15 protein-coding genes are annotated in these 16086 nt (G+C 59.6%); 10 read left to right on the top strand and 5 right to left on the bottom strand.

What is annotated here, in order from left to right; translation table 11 throughout:
* Nucleotides 1-87 precede the first annotated feature (87 nt).
* On the bottom strand, nucleotides 88-942 hold the full coding sequence (locus ACOY6C_RS10545; protein WP_420905438.1) for a universal stress protein: 855 nt from the start codon (nucleotides 940-942) through the stop codon (nucleotides 88-90).
* A 629-nt stretch (nucleotides 943-1571) separates the two neighbouring features.
* Between ACOY6C_RS10545 and mgtE (ACOY6C_RS10540) the strand changes: the two genes are divergently transcribed.
* Nucleotides 1572-2969, top strand: coding sequence for a magnesium transporter (gene mgtE / locus ACOY6C_RS10540; protein WP_420905437.1), 1398 nt, complete (start codon nucleotides 1572-1574; stop codon nucleotides 2967-2969).
* A gap of 63 nt (nucleotides 2970-3032) precedes the next feature.
* Nucleotides 3033-4430: a magnesium transporter gene (mgtE, locus tag ACOY6C_RS10535; protein WP_420905436.1), complete on the top strand. Its 1398-nt coding sequence runs from the start codon at nucleotides 3033-3035 to the stop codon at nucleotides 4428-4430.
* 197 nt (nucleotides 4431-4627) lie between these two features.
* Here the strand turns inward: mgtE (ACOY6C_RS10535) and ACOY6C_RS10530 are convergent, their stop codons facing one another.
* The 3 genes from ACOY6C_RS10530 to ACOY6C_RS10520 form a co-directional block, all read right to left on the bottom strand.
* A complete protein-coding gene (locus ACOY6C_RS10530) occupies nucleotides 4628-5626 on the bottom strand; it encodes a CorA family divalent cation transporter (protein WP_420905435.1) in 999 nt (332 codons plus the stop codon).
* Between the two features lie 63 nt (nucleotides 5627-5689).
* On the bottom strand, nucleotides 5690-7519 hold the full coding sequence (gene mgtE, locus ACOY6C_RS10525; RefSeq protein WP_420905434.1) for a magnesium transporter: 1830 nt from the start codon (nucleotides 7517-7519) through the stop codon (nucleotides 5690-5692).
* A 97-nt stretch (nucleotides 7520-7616) separates the two neighbouring features.
* The gene (locus ACOY6C_RS10520; protein WP_420905433.1) at nucleotides 7617-8054 is read right to left on the bottom strand and encodes a type IV pilin protein; all 438 of its coding nucleotides are present in this window, start codon (nucleotides 8052-8054) and stop codon (nucleotides 7617-7619) included.
* A 464-nt stretch (nucleotides 8055-8518) separates the two neighbouring features.
* Between ACOY6C_RS10520 and ACOY6C_RS10515 the strand changes: the two genes are divergently transcribed.
* From ACOY6C_RS10515 to ACOY6C_RS10480, 8 genes are all read left to right on the top strand, one after another.
* Nucleotides 8519-9535, top strand: coding sequence for a CorA family divalent cation transporter (locus ACOY6C_RS10515; RefSeq protein ID WP_420905432.1), 1017 nt, complete (start codon nucleotides 8519-8521; stop codon nucleotides 9533-9535).
* 13 nt (nucleotides 9536-9548) lie between these two features.
* Nucleotides 9549-9860 (top strand): EscU/YscU/HrcU family type III secretion system export apparatus switch protein, encoded by a 312-nt coding sequence (locus ACOY6C_RS10510; RefSeq protein ID WP_420905431.1) that lies wholly within the window; start codon nucleotides 9549-9551, stop codon nucleotides 9858-9860.
* A gap of 70 nt (nucleotides 9861-9930) precedes the next feature.
* The gene (locus ACOY6C_RS10505) at nucleotides 9931-10314 is read left to right on the top strand and encodes a hypothetical protein (protein WP_420905430.1); all 384 of its coding nucleotides are present in this window, start codon (nucleotides 9931-9933) and stop codon (nucleotides 10312-10314) included.
* Between the two features lie 69 nt (nucleotides 10315-10383).
* Nucleotides 10384-12063 (top strand): glutamine--tRNA ligase/YqeY domain fusion protein, encoded by a 1680-nt coding sequence (locus ACOY6C_RS10500; protein WP_420905429.1) that lies wholly within the window; start codon nucleotides 10384-10386, stop codon nucleotides 12061-12063.
* A 276-nt stretch (nucleotides 12064-12339) separates the two neighbouring features.
* Nucleotides 12340-13095: a motility protein A gene (locus ACOY6C_RS10495; protein WP_420905428.1), complete on the top strand. Its 756-nt coding sequence runs from the start codon at nucleotides 12340-12342 to the stop codon at nucleotides 13093-13095.
* Nucleotides 13096-13140: 45 nt separating this feature from the next.
* Nucleotides 13141-13869: a flagellar motor protein MotB gene (locus ACOY6C_RS10490; protein ID WP_420905427.1), complete on the top strand. Its 729-nt coding sequence runs from the start codon at nucleotides 13141-13143 to the stop codon at nucleotides 13867-13869.
* A gap of 29 nt (nucleotides 13870-13898) precedes the next feature.
* Nucleotides 13899-14312, top strand: a complete 414-nt coding sequence (locus ACOY6C_RS10485; protein WP_420905426.1) for a hypothetical protein — start codon at nucleotides 13899-13901, stop codon at nucleotides 14310-14312.
* A gap of 551 nt (nucleotides 14313-14863) precedes the next feature.
* A complete protein-coding gene (locus ACOY6C_RS10480) occupies nucleotides 14864-15007 on the top strand; it encodes a hypothetical protein (RefSeq protein ID WP_420905425.1) in 144 nt (47 codons plus the stop codon).
* Between the two features lie 15 nt (nucleotides 15008-15022).
* Here the strand turns inward: ACOY6C_RS10480 and ACOY6C_RS10475 are convergent, their stop codons facing one another.
* Nucleotides 15023-16006, bottom strand: coding sequence for a ketopantoate reductase family protein (locus ACOY6C_RS10475; protein ID WP_420905424.1), 984 nt, complete (start codon nucleotides 16004-16006; stop codon nucleotides 15023-15025).
* Between the last annotated feature and the right edge of the window lie 80 nt (nucleotides 16007-16086).

Here is a 16086-nt window from a genome sequence, read left to right as displayed (position 1 = left end):
TGATGTCAAACATGGACATCCAAAGAGCCATCCATGGCCAGCGACGTTCAGTTCACCCCGGAATTCGAGACCTTGTCGGATTCGTGGTCACGCCTGATCGGTTTTGTTGTGTGTGCCTTTGACCACCAGAACCGGGCAGTTGGCTTTGCCGATCAGCTTCACCAGATCGTTGATGTTGAAAAGCCGGTCGAACATGGAACGGTCGCGCGGTTCGCAGACGATCAGGTCGTCGGAGCGTTGCCGCGCCACCTCCAGGACCACCTCGTCGAGATCGCCGCCATGCACCAGTCCCTCGGCGGTCACCCCGTGCAGTTGCGCCAGGGCTACCAGTCGGTTGACGGTCAGATTGGCATCGCGGCACGCTTCATCCTTTTCATCCACGACCAGCAGGATGGTCAAGGGGATGTTGGCCCCGTGGGCCAGGCGTATCGCCACCAGGGCGGCCTGGTCGCCGGCGGTTTCGTCCGGATCGATCACCAGAAGGACGCCACTGCTCCAGAAGGAGAAGAGGCGCGGCACGACCAGGACCGAACACTCCAGTTTGTCGAGGAGTTTGGTGGTGGCTTCGCCGACGTTGTTCTTGGCCAGTCCCCGGCGTCCGCGTCGGCCCACGATGACCAGTTGGGCGTTGATCTCCCGTGCGGCGGTCAGGATGCCGGTGGTGGGATCCTCGGCGGGGCGGATCATGCGGGTGTGTTCGATGCCGGCGGCCAGACACTGGTTGGCGATCTGGTCGAGTTTGAGGTTGGCGTCCTGCTCTTCGACGATCGAGGCGTCGGTGCCGGGTTCGGCCAGGAGCAGGCGGAGCATGTGGAGATGGGATTGGCTGTGTTGCGCCAGTTCGAGGCCCACGGATTCGACCCCGGCGGAGAATTCCGACCCGTCGGTGGCCAGCAGAACGACTTTGCAGGGATCCGTCATCGCGACATCGGTGTCGATCATGGAGTGGCCTCTTTTTTGATTCGTATTGTTTGCTTGATTGAATATTTAGTTGTATTTTACGGTCCGTCGGTATTCTGACCATCAGAATAGCAGATGGCATCCAGGCAGTTCAAGTTTCTGTTCTGGTTTTTCCCAATTAAGAGAATTTTTTTTAACAATCTTAACAGAATCTGTTGACGTGATGTTCATTTTTTGCTAAACTGTGAAATATAATTAACTTTTAACGGAGGGTGTGTGGACACGCCGAGTTTGGTGACTCTGACGCGCCGTCAGGAGGGTGACATGGCCTGAATCCGTTCTGCCATCGGCATCTCCCCCCTTGCAAAGCCCGCCAGAGTCCATTCCCAAACCTGATTGAACGTCTCGTCAGGGATCCTGTTCCTAAAAGTTTCCTGGAAAAGAGTTGTTGCTACGCAATAACTCCGAGATTGCGTTTGTCTCGTTGTCGCGTGCGTTTTTTTGTGGCGCGGCAGCTCTGCGCATCGGTGCGTCCAAAACCTCCTGTCACCCTTTTTGACCCTGGAATGCCCGCAAGGGAGGTCCGGGGTCGGGGGTGAGGGGGATCCCCCCATCATGCAAGTTTTTTTTCGTTCATCGGATATTCCATTCTTGGCAAGGAAGGACGCGACATGAGCATGATCGTGGTTGACGAACCGCAAGCACCCATGGAGACCGGTCATGCCCCCCGATTCGTGGAGATGATCCGTCGTCTCTACCGCAAGGGGGCCACTGCCCAGCTCTCGCGCATTCTCGACAAACTCCTGCCCGCCGATATCGCCCAGGTGATCAACACCTCCGAAGATCTCGACGAGGCGGCGGACATCTTCCACCTGATCACCGCGCCCCAGCACGCCGGCGAAACCCTCAAGGAACTCAACGAGGATTTCCAGATTCACATCATCTCGGTGTGCAGCCTGGAACGCGCCGTGCCGATCCTGGAGAGCCTGCCGCCGGATACCCGCGGACACATTCTCGGTCAGCTCAATCCCGAGGTCGGCCAGCACATCATGAATGCCCTGGACCGGGAGACCCAGAAGGAGGTGCAGACCCTGCTGCAATACCTTCCGGATACCGCCGGTCACATCATGAACTCCCAGTTCTTCGCCATCGAGGAGACCACCACCGCCAAGCAGGCGCTCCAGGCCGTGCGCGATCTGGACTACCATGAGTTCGTCTTCTACGTCTACGTGCTCGACGAACAGCAGCGGCTTGTCGGCGTCAGCTCGTTGAAACGGCTGCTGCTCTCCTCTCCGGATCGTCTGGTGCGCGACATCATGGACGACCGGGTACACACCGTGAACGTCGATACCCCCCAGACCGAGGCCGCCAAGATCGTCACCGAAATGGATCTTATGGCCATCCCGGTGGTCAACGATCTGGGCGTGATGCGCGGCATCATCACCGTGGACGATCTGATCCATGTGATTCAAAACGCGGATACCGAATCGATGATGAAATCGGTGGGCGCCGATGCCGAACATAAACTCAGCCTGCTCTCCGAATCGATCACCAGCGTGGCGCGCACCCGGCTTCCCTGGCTGGTGGCGCCCTTCCTGGGCGGTTTGGCCGCCGCGTGGATCCTGGGTCATTTCGAGGATACCATGTCCAAAGTGATCCAATTGAGCTTCTTCATGCCGATGATCTTCGGCATGGCCGGCAATGTCGGCAGTCAGACCGCCGTGGTGGCGGTGCGCGGTCTGGCCACCGGCGTGATCCAGGTGAGCGACTACTTCGCGCTTCTCTTCAAGGAGACCCAGACCGGCGTCCTCATCGGTCTGTTTTACGGCGCCTGTCTCTCCGGCTACGCGCTGGTGGTTTTCAAGAGCACGACGCTTGCCTTCGTGGTGGGGATCAGCATCCTGAGCAACATCACCTATGCCGGGGTGATCGCTTCGAGTCTGCCCTTGCTGCTTCAGAAGTTGGGGCATGATCCGGCGGTGGGCGGTGGCCCCTATGTATTGACCACGGTCGATGTGCTCGGGGTGATCAACTATCTGTTGATCGCCACGGCGGTCTATGGCTTGTGAGACCGCTTTCGTCCCTTTCGACGACTCGACAACGACTCTCTTGAAATCGATGAGGATTCCGCCATGGCCATGATGGTTCTGGATGACAATAAGGCAGCGGCCAAACCCGCCCCCAAGAACAGCAACATCGCCGAGGCGATCGTGCGTCTGCACCGGCGCGGGGCGACCGCCCATTTGACCCAACTGTTGAGCAAACTCAAGCCTTCCGACCTTGGCGAGGTGTTGAACGGCTTTCCCGGCCCGCGCGCCATGGAACTTTTCTGCCGGATCGCCCCGCCCGAGCATGCCGCGCAGGTGTTGACCGAACTCGATGACGACCATCGTCGTTACGTGGTCTCCAACTGCCCCGGCGAGCAGATCAGAACCATCCTCGACACCCTCCCGCCGGAGGTGCGGCAGATGGCCCTCACCGGTCTGGATCCGGAGGTGGCCGAGCGGCTCTCCAAGATCGTGAACCGCTTCGAAAAATCCTCCGGGGATGGCGACGAGATCATCTATACGCCGGGAACCGCCGGCAGTCTCATGGAGACCAACATCATCGCCATGTCGGATCAGACCACCGCCGGCGATGCCATTCTGGCGATCCAGGCCCTCTCTTCCCACGACGCGATCTTCTATCTCTATGTCCTCGACGACATGCAGCGGCTGATCGGTGTCTGCTCGCTGCGGCGCCTGATCGTGGCCGATCCGAAGAAAACCTTGCGGGAGTTCACCCAGACCCGTCTGATCAAGGTGCATGTCGATACCCCCCAGGGCACGGTGGCCAACCTCATCAGCCGTTATCGCCTGCTGGCCATGCCGGTGGTGGACGAATTCGACGTGCTGGTCGGACAGATCACCATCGACAATCTCATCGAGATCATCCAGGAGGAGAACACCAATTCCATCCTGAAGATGGCCGGTATCGGCTCCAAGGATACCAATGTCCTGGCCCAGTCGCCGTTCAAGATCTTCCGGACCCGCGTTCCCTGGTTGATCACCGCCTTCATCGCCTACATTCTGGTCTCGGCGATCCTGGAAGGGTTTGAGCAGACCTTGGAAAAGGTGGTGCAACTGGCCTTCTTCTTCCCGATCGTCATCGGCATGTCGGGCAACGCCGGCAGTCAGACCGGCGCGGTGGTGGTGCGCGGCCTGGCCTTGGGCACCATCCACAACGCCCATTTCTTCCGGTTGCTGTTCAAGGAACTTGGCATCAACATCATTCAAGGGGCGGTCTATGGTCTCTGTCTGGCCGGGGCGTCGTATCTGATCTTCCAGAATCCGTTGCTTTCGGTCACGCTTGGGATTGCGATGACGTTGAGCATCACCTGTTCGGCGGCCATTGCCATGTCGTTGCCGTTCTTTTTCAAGCGTCTCGGCGCGGATCCGGCGGTGGCCGCCGGGCCGTTGGCGCTGGCCTTCATCGACATGGTGGGCTCGATCAACTATCTGACCGTGGCCTTCATGGTGTTCAAACTGTAGGCGTGCCGTCGTGACCATCCCGCGCGCGGGGGTGGTCGGTGGCCAACAAACGAAACAGCCCACTTCGGCTCTCGAAGTGGGCTGTTTCGTTTCTGGTCGGGGATCGGACGTTGTTTTGGCGCGTTTGTCTGGATCATTCGGGCGGGAGCCGACAATGGGACCAGACGGGTGCGAACCGTTCTTTCTGGCGTCGTGTCTCAATCCTCCTCGAACCACTTCAACCGCTTGAAGACCAGGTAGCAGAGCACCATCAGCGCGAACAGTCCGATGCATTCGAACAGAAAGCCATACGGGGTGTTGGTGCCGGCCTGGCCGGGAATCCCCTCGATGTTGGTGCCCAAAAGACTCGTCACCGCGTTCATCGGCAACAGGAAGGCGGTGAAGACCGCGATGATCTTCATGGTGCGGTTCATGTTGCGATCGAGGCGGGCCATGATCTCGTCCTGCAGCAGGGCGGCATGTTCGCGACAGGAGTTGATGTCCTCGATGGCGCGGTTGATGTGGCTGTTGGCCTCGCGCAGTTGCCGCTTGCAGAGGTCCGAGAGCCAGAAGGCCCGGTCGCCGTACAGCGAGCTGAGCACCCCGTGTTGGGGCATCAGATAACGGCGCGCGGTGATGATGCGGTGGCGCATCACCGAAAGCTCCTGCTGAGTGGTGCCGATCTTGGCCGCCAGCAGGATCCGGTCTTCCAGCAGGTCGAGTTCATGGTCGATGCGGCTGGTGAAGGGGCCGAGGCGGGTCATGATCCGGTCCATGAGCCGGGAGAAGAGTTCACCGGTGTCGCGGGGAATCTGCCCCTCCTTGAGTTCGTTGCGCACGTCGTCGCAGGCCAGGATTTTCTTCATGCGGATCACGATGATGCGCGTCTGGTCCACCCAGATGTTGACGCCGATCAGGTCGTCGTCATCCTCGTTGACGCGGCTCTGGTTCACGGCGCGCAGGGTGATCAGGGTTCCCTCGGCGGTGAAGGTGGTTTGCGGGCGGTTGTCGTCGTTCAAGAGCGTGGCGACCACCTGGGGATCGAGTCCGCTTTCGTTTTGCAACCAGCGGCGCGTCTCTTCCCCTTCCGGGCGGCTCACCAGCCAGAAATAGCCGTTTTCCGGCTTCCAGACGCGGATCTCATGCCATCCGATGGCTTGGGCCTTGCCTTGTTTGTCGATCTGATAGGCGTAGATCGATCCGGCTTCACTGCTCATGGCGCGCCTCCATTCGTTGCCGTGGGTTGGAGAGTTTTCGATGCGGATGCGTCAAGTCAATGGTCAATCGATGAAAAAGTGAGCGATCAGGAAGTAACTGGCGATTCCACTGACATCGATGATGGTGGTGAGCATCGGGCCGGTCAACGCGGTCGGATCTCCGCCCTTGCGTCCCAGGAGCAGAGGCACCGTGGTGGCGAGGATGCTGCTCAGGGTGATGGTCAGGGTGGCGGCGGTGGCCACGACCTGCACCAGATCGGTGTTCCGGAACAGGATGTAGGCGGTGAGTCCCAGGAGGGCGCCTGTCAGGATGCCCATCAGGAAGCCGGCGCCGACCTCGCGCGGGAACACTTTCCAGAAGGCGTTGGCCTTGATTTCGCCGGTGCGCAACCCCCGGATCACCACGGTGGCCGACTGGTTGCCCACATTGCCGGCCAGGGCCGTGACCACGGGCAGGAAGTAGATCATGGAGATCATCTCCAGCACCTCCTGTTCGAAATAGTGGTAGATTCCGACCCCCATCACGCCACCCAGGAACACCAGCATCAGCCAGGGCAGACGGATACGCACGATCGGCAGGGAGGAGTCGGCCTCGATTTCGTCGCTGTGGGCGCCGGCCATTTTCAGCATGTCCTCGGTGACTTCATCCTGGAAGATCGGGAAGATGTCGTCCACGGTCACCAGACCGACCATTACCCCCATTTCATCCACCACCGGGATGCCGAGCAGACGGTAATGGCGAACGATCTCCACCACCTCCTCCTGGGGGGCGTGGGTATGGATCTGGACGACGCGGGTGTTCATCATCTCGCGCAGAGGTTTGCGCGGGTTGGCCAGCAGCAGTTGTCGCAGGGAGCTGACCCCGGTCAGGCGTCCCGATTCGTCGGTGACATAGAGGTAGAAGACCATCTCGTAGGTGGGCAGGGTGCGCACCGCCGCGATCGCCTCCGAGACCAGGGTATCCTCGGGCAGGGCGAAGAACTGCGAGGTCATGACGCCGCCCGCGCTTTCCGGAGGGTATTGCAGGAGGTTTTCGATCTCGGTTTTGGTCTCCTGGTCGAGCTGGGCGATGATTTTTTCAGCCACCTCTTTGTCGAGATGGCTGAACAGATCGGTGCGTTTGTCCGGGGCCATGCGGGCGACCACCGGGGGGAGCGATTCGAGGCGGCAGGCCTCGACCACGGCCTGTTGCAACGCTTCGCCGAGTTCACCCAGCACTTTGGCGCGCTGATCGTTCTCCTGGATCAGCAGAAACAGCTCCGGGACGGTCTCCGGCGGGAGCATTTCGAAGGCAGAGGCCAGATCCGCGGGATAGGCCTTGGCCAGGATGTTCTGGAGCGTGCGGTTGGCGGCCTTGGCGTGGAAGGTCTGGATGTTCTCGAACAACAGCTGGGCCTTCTCGAGATTTTTCGGTGAGTGCTCGCTCGGAGTGGTTTTTTCGGTGCCTGGGCTGTCTTCGTCCTCCGATGCGGCATCGCCGCCATCCTTGCTGGAGCATCCCATCATCCGGTCGTCGATCAGGGTGGTGGGACGTTGCCGCATGCTGAGCAGCATGCGAATCTGGGCCTGTTTGTTTTTTTCGACGCGACTGGCCAGTTGGTTCAACTCGTCGGGGGGCAGTTCCTCGAGGATCGGCAGGATCTCGCGGATTTCGGCCAGGGAGACGAGGTGGGCCCGTTGATCCGTGGAGAGGGCGCGCAGCACCCGGATCGCCTTGACGCGCGGCAGGAGGGGCAGGATGCGTGCGCTCTCCTCGTCGAGCATGGCCTTGAACAGGGCGATCAGATCGGTGTCCGAGGTTTTCCCGAGCAGGTTTTCCAGATGGGGTAACGATTGTTTGCGGTGCAGACGGGAAACCGTCTCGAGCATCACGCCGATACGATCCTGGGCCATGGCGCCTCCCAAGGGATGGGTGAAAGGGGTGTGGATACCGGGAGTGACCTTCCTGGAGCCGAAAGAGGGGCTCTGGAAGATTTTATGGCGCGCGGGATCAGCTTTCCGGCGGTTGCCAGCAGGCGGTTCCGTCCGGGCCGCGCGCATTTTTGGCCATGCCCTGCTTGGTGAGGGTCAGTCCGCCGCATTTGGTGTCGGCGAGCTGTTCGTCCTGGGGTTCGGCGGCGAGGGCATAGGTGTTCTCGTCGGCGGAGAGGATCACCAGTTTGTAGAGTTTTTTCGGGGAGAAGACGCTCAGGTCCGCGACATCCTCATAGCCGAGGGCGGCCAGATCGGTGGTGTAGGCCTTGGATCTGGCGAAGAGACTTTCCTGGCGTTTGGCCAGATCGAGCAGGGCGTCGCGACCATCGGCGCGCTGCTCTTCGATTTTGGCGGTTTGTGCCAGCCGTTGGCTGTAGCGGTAGTCGTAGACACCGACGCCGGTGATCAGGGATGTGAGGATCAGGCCCAGAATGACGATCATCGAGGTGTTCATGATGGCTGCTCCGTTGACATCATAAGTTTTTGATGCCCAAAATAAAATAAATTTATTTCACAACCGTTTGGGTTGTGACGGATTTGGGTCAGATTGGTTTTCCGAGAGATCCAGGAGGTTGAACAGGGTGGATTACGATGGAGAAACTGCAATATTCTCTAATAGATGAAAGAATTTGTCAAGGAAAGATTTTGTTGGGATGGCGTGGGCCGCGCATTTTTTTTTCGAGGATTGGATCGTGGTATAAAAAATTAATTTTATAATTATTTTGCAATGCAATACAACTATTTAAGGTATAAATGTGAAAAATATTTCACAAACTGCCGTGTTATGATAAATCGCGATCTAGCATTAACATCCGGTCCAGATTTTGCTTGATTTTCTCTTTTGGTCCAAGTCTCCAGTCGGTTCAGCCGTCAGGCGGAGCGCTTGGTCGCAGGAAGATTCAAGGAGTCTCACACCAAATGTCCACCGATCCATTGATTCACGCCTGGCGCTTCGATGCCCAGGATGCGGGACGGGGGCTTGCCTGGAACGAGGTGGGATCAACCAACATCTTCTCCCTCGGCCATTTCTGGTTGCATCTCCACCACCGCTCCGATCTGGCCATCGACTGGATCAAGGGTCGCTCGGCCATCGACGAATGCGCGGTCAAGGCGCTCCTGGCTCACGAAACCCGACCCCGTTACACCCGCTTTCAGGATGGCGCGGTCCTGATGCTGCGTAGCGTCAACGAAAACCGCGGCCACGACTACCACGACATGGTGGCCTTGCGCATGTGGGTGGATGACATCGGCATCGTCAGCCTGCGCGGACGACCGATCGCCTTCATCGACGAAATCCGCCGGACCATGGAGTATGGAACCGGTCCCCGGTCGCCGGGTGAGTTGCTGCTGGCGTTCCTGGAACAGCTCACCACGCGCATCGGCTCGACCTTGGAGCGCATGGACGATCAGCTCGAGGAGCTGGAAACCTATACCCTGACCGAACACGAACCCTACGAGACCCGTCGGAATGGCCCCCGGATTCGCCAGAGGCTCGGGGATCTGCGCGTGGCCGCCGTGGCCATGCGTCGCTATCTGGCCCCGCAGCGGGAGGCGATCGCCCGTCTTCTGGCCGATGAACTCCCCTGGGTGGACGAATCGCTCAGGTCGCGTCTGGCCGAGGTGGTCAACGAGTCCACCCGTCAGCTCGAGGATCTCGACGAGATCCGCGATACCGCCGGGATCATCCAGGATTCGGTGGCCAACGCCATCAGCGAGGGGTTGAACGATCTGCTGTTCAAACTCACCATGATGTCGGCCTTCTTCATGCCACTCTCGTTCGTGGTGGGCTGGTTCGGGAGCAACGTCAGCGGATTGTTCCTCAATGCCGACAGCACCTGGTTTCCGAGCCAGCAGGGGTTCGTGATGGAGGGGGTGCTGCTGGTGGTCATCGGTCTGATCGAGGTGTGGATCTTCAAGCGGCTTGGATGGTTGTGACCGGGAGGATGCAATGTGCGCGGCCAAGGTCAAGGAGGAGGGGGATGACTCGGAGTTGCCGGTGCATCAGCGTCGGGCGGTGGCGTTGCGCTATCAGCGCGCCAGGGATGCCGCGCCGCGCGTCACCGCCTCGGGCCGGGGACTGGTCGCCGAGACCATCCTGAAAAAGGCCCGCGAGGCGGGTGTCACCTTGATGGAGGATCCGGATCTGGTGAACCTGTTGGGCAAGGTGCCGGTGGGGGACGTGATCCCGCCCGATCTCTACAAGGCCGTGGCCGAGGTGTTGGCGTATGTCTATCGGTTGAACAAGAACTTTCCTCACTGAGTGTCCCTATGTTAAGGTGGCTGCGTTTGGCTGGGTGAAAGGGTCCGGGGGGGAGGGTTGGAGGCGAAACATGGCCAGGGAAAAAAAGTGTGACCCCACGGATTGTGATCTGCTCGCCGGCGAGGTGCATGCGCGCATCGATCATCTTTATCAGCGTCAGGCCAAGCTGCTGCGCCGCATGGACGAACTCGAGCGCGCCACTCGCGCGCAGTTGGATCGTTTTGCCGCCGCCTGGCCGAGTCAGTTGATCGAGGGGTTGGTCACCCGTCAGGGGGAGCTGTTGCGCCGCATCGAGGAGCAGGAAGAGGAGAGCGCCCGCATCTACGCCAATCAGAACGACCTGTTGCAATCCCTGGACGTCACCCTGAACGATATTCGTGAACGCATCCGTCAGATCGCGGAAAGGCAGGAGAGCCTGTCGCCGTCGGTTGCCGTGGACGCGGGATCAGAGTAGGATTCATTAATATTTCCCACCCTGGACTTCCCATAACACCATTTCGGAACACGATTCATAAAAACGCTCATGAACGACATCAACCCCTCTGCGGATTTCATTCGCGACATCATCGCCCACGATCTGCTCCACGGCATCAACGAGGGTCGCCTGCAGACCCGTTTTCCACCCGAACCCAACGGTTATCTGCACATCGGCCATGCCAAGTCGATCTGTCTGAACTTTGGCGTGGCCGCGGAGAATCCGGGTGGACGGTGCAACCTGCGTTTCGACGACACCAATCCGGCCAAGGAGGATGTGGAGTATGTCGATTCGATCCAGGAGGATGTGCACTGGCTGGGTTTTGACTGGGAGGATCGCAAATACTATGCGTCCGACTATTTCGGGGAGCTCTACCGTTTTGCCGAGGAGTTGATCGAAAAGGGGGTGGCGTATGTGTGCGATCTGACCGCCGACGAGATGCGCGACTATCGTGGCACGTTGACCGAACCGGGACGCAACAGCCCGTATCGGGAGCGGAGCGTGGCCGAAAATCTCGATCTGTTCCGACGCATGCGGGCCGGGGAGTTCTCGGATGGGGCGCGGGTGTTGCGCGCCAGGATCGACATGGCCTCTCCGAACATCAACATGCGCGATCCGGCCTTGTACCGCATCCGGCGCGTCTCGCACCACCGCACCGGCGACGACTGGCTGATCTATCCCACTTACGATTACGCGCACGGCATCTCCGATGCGCTGGAGTGCGTCACCCATTCGCTCTGCACCCTGGAGTTCGAGGATCACCGTCCGCTCTACGACTGGATCCTCGATCAACTGGATATCCCGTGCCGTCCGCGTCAGATCGAGTTCTCCCGTTTGTCGCTCGAGTACACGGTGATGAGCAAGCGCAAACTCAACGCCCTGGTGCAATCCAAGGTGGTCTCGGGCTGGGACGATCCGCGCATGCCGACCATTTCCGGTCTGCGCCGGCGCGGTTACACGCCGGAGTCGATCCGTGAGTTCTGTCGTCTGATCGGCATCTCCAAATCCCCGAACCGGGTCGAGCACACCCTGCTCGAAACCTGTCTGAGAAGCGATCTGGATGCGCGCGCGCCGCGTACCATGGCGGTGTTGCGGCCTTTGAAGGTGGTGATCGATTCGTTGCCCGAAGGGTACGAGGAGTCGATCAGCGCGCCGAATCACCCCCAGAACGAGGCCATGGGCCGGCGCACCATCCCTTTCACCCGCGAAATCTTCATCGAGGAGGATGATTTCCGCGAGAGCGCACCCAAGCAGTTCAAGCGGCTGGTGAGCGGCGGCGAGGTGCGCCTGCGCAATGCCTATGTGATCCGCTGTCGCGAGGTGGTGAAGGATCCGACCACCGGTCGCGTCGTCGAGCTGCGTTGCGACCACGATCCGGCCACCCTGAACGCCAATCCGGTGGGTCGCAAGGTGGCTGGCGTGATCCACTGGGTCTCCGCGACCCGCTCCGTGGTGGGGGAGGCGCGGCTGTACAATCCGCTCTTTTCGGTCCCCGAACCCGATGCCCTCAAGGGGGATATCGTCGAGCATGTCAGTCCGGAATCGATCGAGGTGCTGGATGGCTGTCGTTTCGAACCGGCTCTGGCCGAGGGCGGGCAGACGTTGCCGTATCAGTTCGAACGGCTTGGTTACTTCCACCGGGATCCGGACTCCACCCCCACCCATCCGGTCTTCAACCGGGCGGTCGGGTTGCGGGATGGGTGGACGAAGATCGAGCAGAAACTGTAGTCTGGTTGTGACCTGATGGGGACCGTGGAGCTTCGGGTCGAGGCTCCATGGTTCTCTTTTTCCCCTCCAAACCCCTCCCGCATCGCTCCCTGATTTTCATCCTGGGGTCACCCTGTTTGGTCTGTTTGTTGCAATATTGCTACTGCTTGGCCATCGATCGTGTGTCGATAGTGGATGACATGCGCCGATTTTCCGGGCGACTGGCTCCGTTCTGCGACGGATTCCGGTTCGGTTCGTCAGGATTTTGGCATTTTGACCAGCTCTGGGGTGCACACAATGAAACTGGATATCTCTACCGTCATCGGCCTGGTTCTGGCCATACTGATCGTCTTCGGTCTGATGGGGCACAATCTGGGCCTGTTCTGGAGCATGCACGCCTTCATCGTCGTGGTCGGTGGTCTGATCGCCAGTACCTTCGTGAAATTCAGCATCGAGGACATCATGAACACCATGGCGATCCTCTCCAAGCTGTTCAAAATTCCCAAGGAGCATCCGAAGGAGATCATCGAGCAGATCATCAACTGCTCCAACATCGCCCGCAAGGAGGGTATCCTGGCCCTGGAGAAGGTGCAGATCCATCACCCGGTCCTGAAAACCGCCATCACCTTCTGCGTCGATGGCGTGGATCCGGCCTACCTGCGCGAGATCCTCACCAAGGAGATGGAGTATATGCAGATCCGCCACCACGTCGGGGTGGTGATGTTCGAAAGTATGGGTGAGGCCGGACCGGCCATGGGTATGGTGGGTACGCTCATCGGCATGGTGGAACTGCTCTCCAACCTCTCCAACCCGGATGCGATCGGTCCCTCGATGGCCACCGCGCTCCTGGCCACCATGTACGGCGCCATCGTCGCCAACATCGTCGTGATCCCCTTCGGCATCAAACTGCATCACTACAGCACCCACGAATCGGTCATCTACGAACTGGTCATGGATGGCGTGCAGGGGATTCAACGGGGCGTCAACCCGCGTATCCTGGAAAAGTCCCTGATCTCGGCCCTGTCGCGCAAGCATCGCGAACTGACCGCCTGATCAATCAAGGCGTGGATCCAGCACCAGATTTAAGGATGCCCGAGAATGGCAAAGAAATGTCCAACCTGTAAAAAGGGAACCCCGCTTTGGTTCATCTCCTGGGCGGACATGGCCACGCTGCTGCTCTGTCTTTTCGTGATTCTGTTCTCGATGTCCACGGTGAACGCCACGAAGTTCAAGAAGTTGCAGGGAACCATGAAGAATGCCTTTGGCCTGAACCACTCGGAACAGGTCAATCCCGTGGGTGGCGACTCCCTCGTGAGCGTGGATTTTCAACAGGAGATCAAGCTGGTGCAGTTGATCGAAAAGTTGGATCTGATGGTGAACAACCTGGTGGACAACGGCGAGGCGGAGCTTAAGGAGACCGAATCCGGCATCTTTTTGAAACTCTCCAAGAAAACGCTGTTCAAACCGAAAACGCTGGAAATTCATCCGGAAAGTAAGCTAAAATTGAGTCAGATCGCCACCATGTTGCAAAGCCTGCGCAACGAGATCCAGGTGACCGGCCTGCCGGACCCGTCACCGCCGCCGCATCTGGCCGGACTCCTCAACCCCTGGGCCGCCGGCGTGGTCGAGGCTCAGGCGATCGCCGAGTTCCTGATCGGCGAGGGTGGCATCGATCCACGCCGCGTGCGCGTGGTCTCTCCGGCCCGTAAACCGGGTGAAGTACCAGGCGCGCGCCACGATCCCCACGAATTCGTGGTGGAGATCGGCGTCATGCGGACTTCCGAGGCTCGGGGCGAGGGTGACTCGTCCGTGCCTGCCGACCAATGATTCTTGCTTGATTGAGAGGGGATTTGACCATGGCTGCTCAGGAAGAAGTGGTGGTCCGCCGCAAGGAGCGGCGTAAAACACTCCTCAATCCGACTGGCAACCCCTTGCTTTGGTGCAAGTGGGTGAGTTTTCTGTTCTGGTCCATGGGCATGTATTTCGCCCAGAACGCCAAGCCGGCGGACGAGTCGTTCTTTCACCGGATCATGAACATGGGGGTCGCCAGAAACTGGAATCGCGACCTGCTGACCTTGAGCTGGTTCTTTTTGTGGTTGACCGCCCTGGTGGCCATCGGGGGGCTGATCCTCAACGGCATGCGGTTGCGGCGCAAGGACGATCATCTGAGCGTGGCGCTTCTTCTGGTCGTGGTGGTGACCCTTTTCTCCATGGCGGTGCTGCCGGCTGGCAACTCCATTGCCACCTTCCTGATGCATCTGAAAAACTGATTCTCCGCTTCGCCAGACTGCCGTCACGGGCAGGCCAGGTCATCTGAAAACAGGGTTTCGATTCCGGTCGGCCCCTGTTTTCATTATGCATCTGAAAAACTGATTCTCCGCTTCGCCAGACTGCCGTCACGGGCAGGCCAGGTCATCTGAAAACAGGGTTTCGATTCCGGTCGGACCCTGTTTTCGTTATGCATCTGAAAAACTGATTCTCCGCTTCGCCAGACTGCCGTCACGGGCAGGCCAGGTCATCTGAAAACAGGGTTTCGATTCCGGTCGGACCCTGTTTTCGTTTGTGAATTTCGCGCGGGGAACCTGTCCGATTGTTCTGGAAATCTGGTTTGCTTTTTGCTTGATGGTGGGGCATGCGTCAAGCAGGCAACGGTTCGTGATTCGGGGTTTGGGGTGGCTCCGGATCGCGAACCGGAACCGATCCCACCCGTCCCGTGGAACGCCCGAAATCGTGCTCCATGGTCGGGTGGTGTTGGGGGCATCTCCCCCCATTTGGGTCCGTTTGTCACCCCGCACGCCAAACATGAGGAGTCAAGCTGGAGATGAGCAGCGAGCAGAACGTGGCCGAGGGATCGAATGTCACCGTCAAAATCCTCAATGCCCTGTATGTGGGTGGGGCTTACGGTCTGATTCTGATGACCGTGGTGCAGGTGCTGATTCTGGTCTCCTGGATCCGCCACGGGTAGTGCGTTTCCTCTGATTCATCCGGATTTTTCGATACCATCTCCTTCCAGAAGTCTCATCAGGGCCCACAGTCCTTCCAGGAGCGGCGCGGAATGACCGACGCGACGGGCGGCGCGTACCGCAGCGCCCAGGATCGCGTCGGTCTCCATGGCTCGACCCGCCAGGTGGTCGAGCGCCATGCTGGTATGATAGGGGGGAATCGAGCGCGTGGCCTCCAGATGGGCCTCGATCAACCCTTCCGGCAGGTCGTGACCGTGGGCCGCGGCGATTTCGATCACCTCACGCATGATGTCGCGTACCAGTTTCTCCCCCTCGGGCAAACGCAAAATCTCCTCAGTGGTCCGATCTCCGGCCAGCACCGAGGTCGGGTTGAAGGCGGCGTTCCAGACCAGCTTGATCCAGCGTGCCCGTGCCGGGGTGTCGGTGATCTGACAGGGGAGGCCGGCGGCGGTGAACAATGCCGCCAGTTGACGCACCTTGGGCGAGATGCCGGAGGGGTGGCGTCCCAGGGTGATCTTGCCGTGACAGAGATGGCGGATATGGCCCGGCGCGATCTTTTGCAGGCAGACGAAGGCCAGACCGGCGATGATTTCGTGTTCCGGAAAGGCGGTTTGGACCGGTTCCTCGATGTCGAGGCCGTTTTGCAGCAGGATGATGGCGGTTTGATCGCCAACCGCCGGACGGATGATCTCGGCCACGGGCGGGTCGGGCAGGGCCTTGAGGCTCACCAGCAGAAAATCGGGCGGGTCGGGCAGGGCCTCCAGCCGGTCGATCACCCGATGGGGATGGAAGATCTCCTGACGATCCAGCCCGTCGATGCGTATGCCGTACTGGCGCACCTGTTCGTAATCGGAGCGGTGCAGGGTGGTGACATGCGCCCCTGCGCGCGCCAGGGCGGCGCCGTAGAATCCACCAACCGCGCCGGCGCCGATCACCAGGACCGTGGGTGGGGACAAAGGGGAGTCGAGCGCGGTGGTTGGCGTCGGGGCGTGGGGACTCATGGGTTATTTTCAAGTGAACTGGAGGTGAGAGGTCCAATCCGACTTGGCTGTGTCCGGTAGCGGTCGGATGTTATGGTGAA

This window comes from Candidatus Magnetaquiglobus chichijimensis, assembly GCF_045865675.1.
Taxonomy (GTDB): Bacteria; Pseudomonadota; Magnetococcia; order Magnetococcales; family Magnetaquicoccaceae; genus Magnetaquiglobus; species Magnetaquiglobus chichijimensis.
The sequence above is the reverse complement of the archived record's forward strand: the minus strand, read 5'-3'. Positions and strand labels throughout refer to the sequence as shown.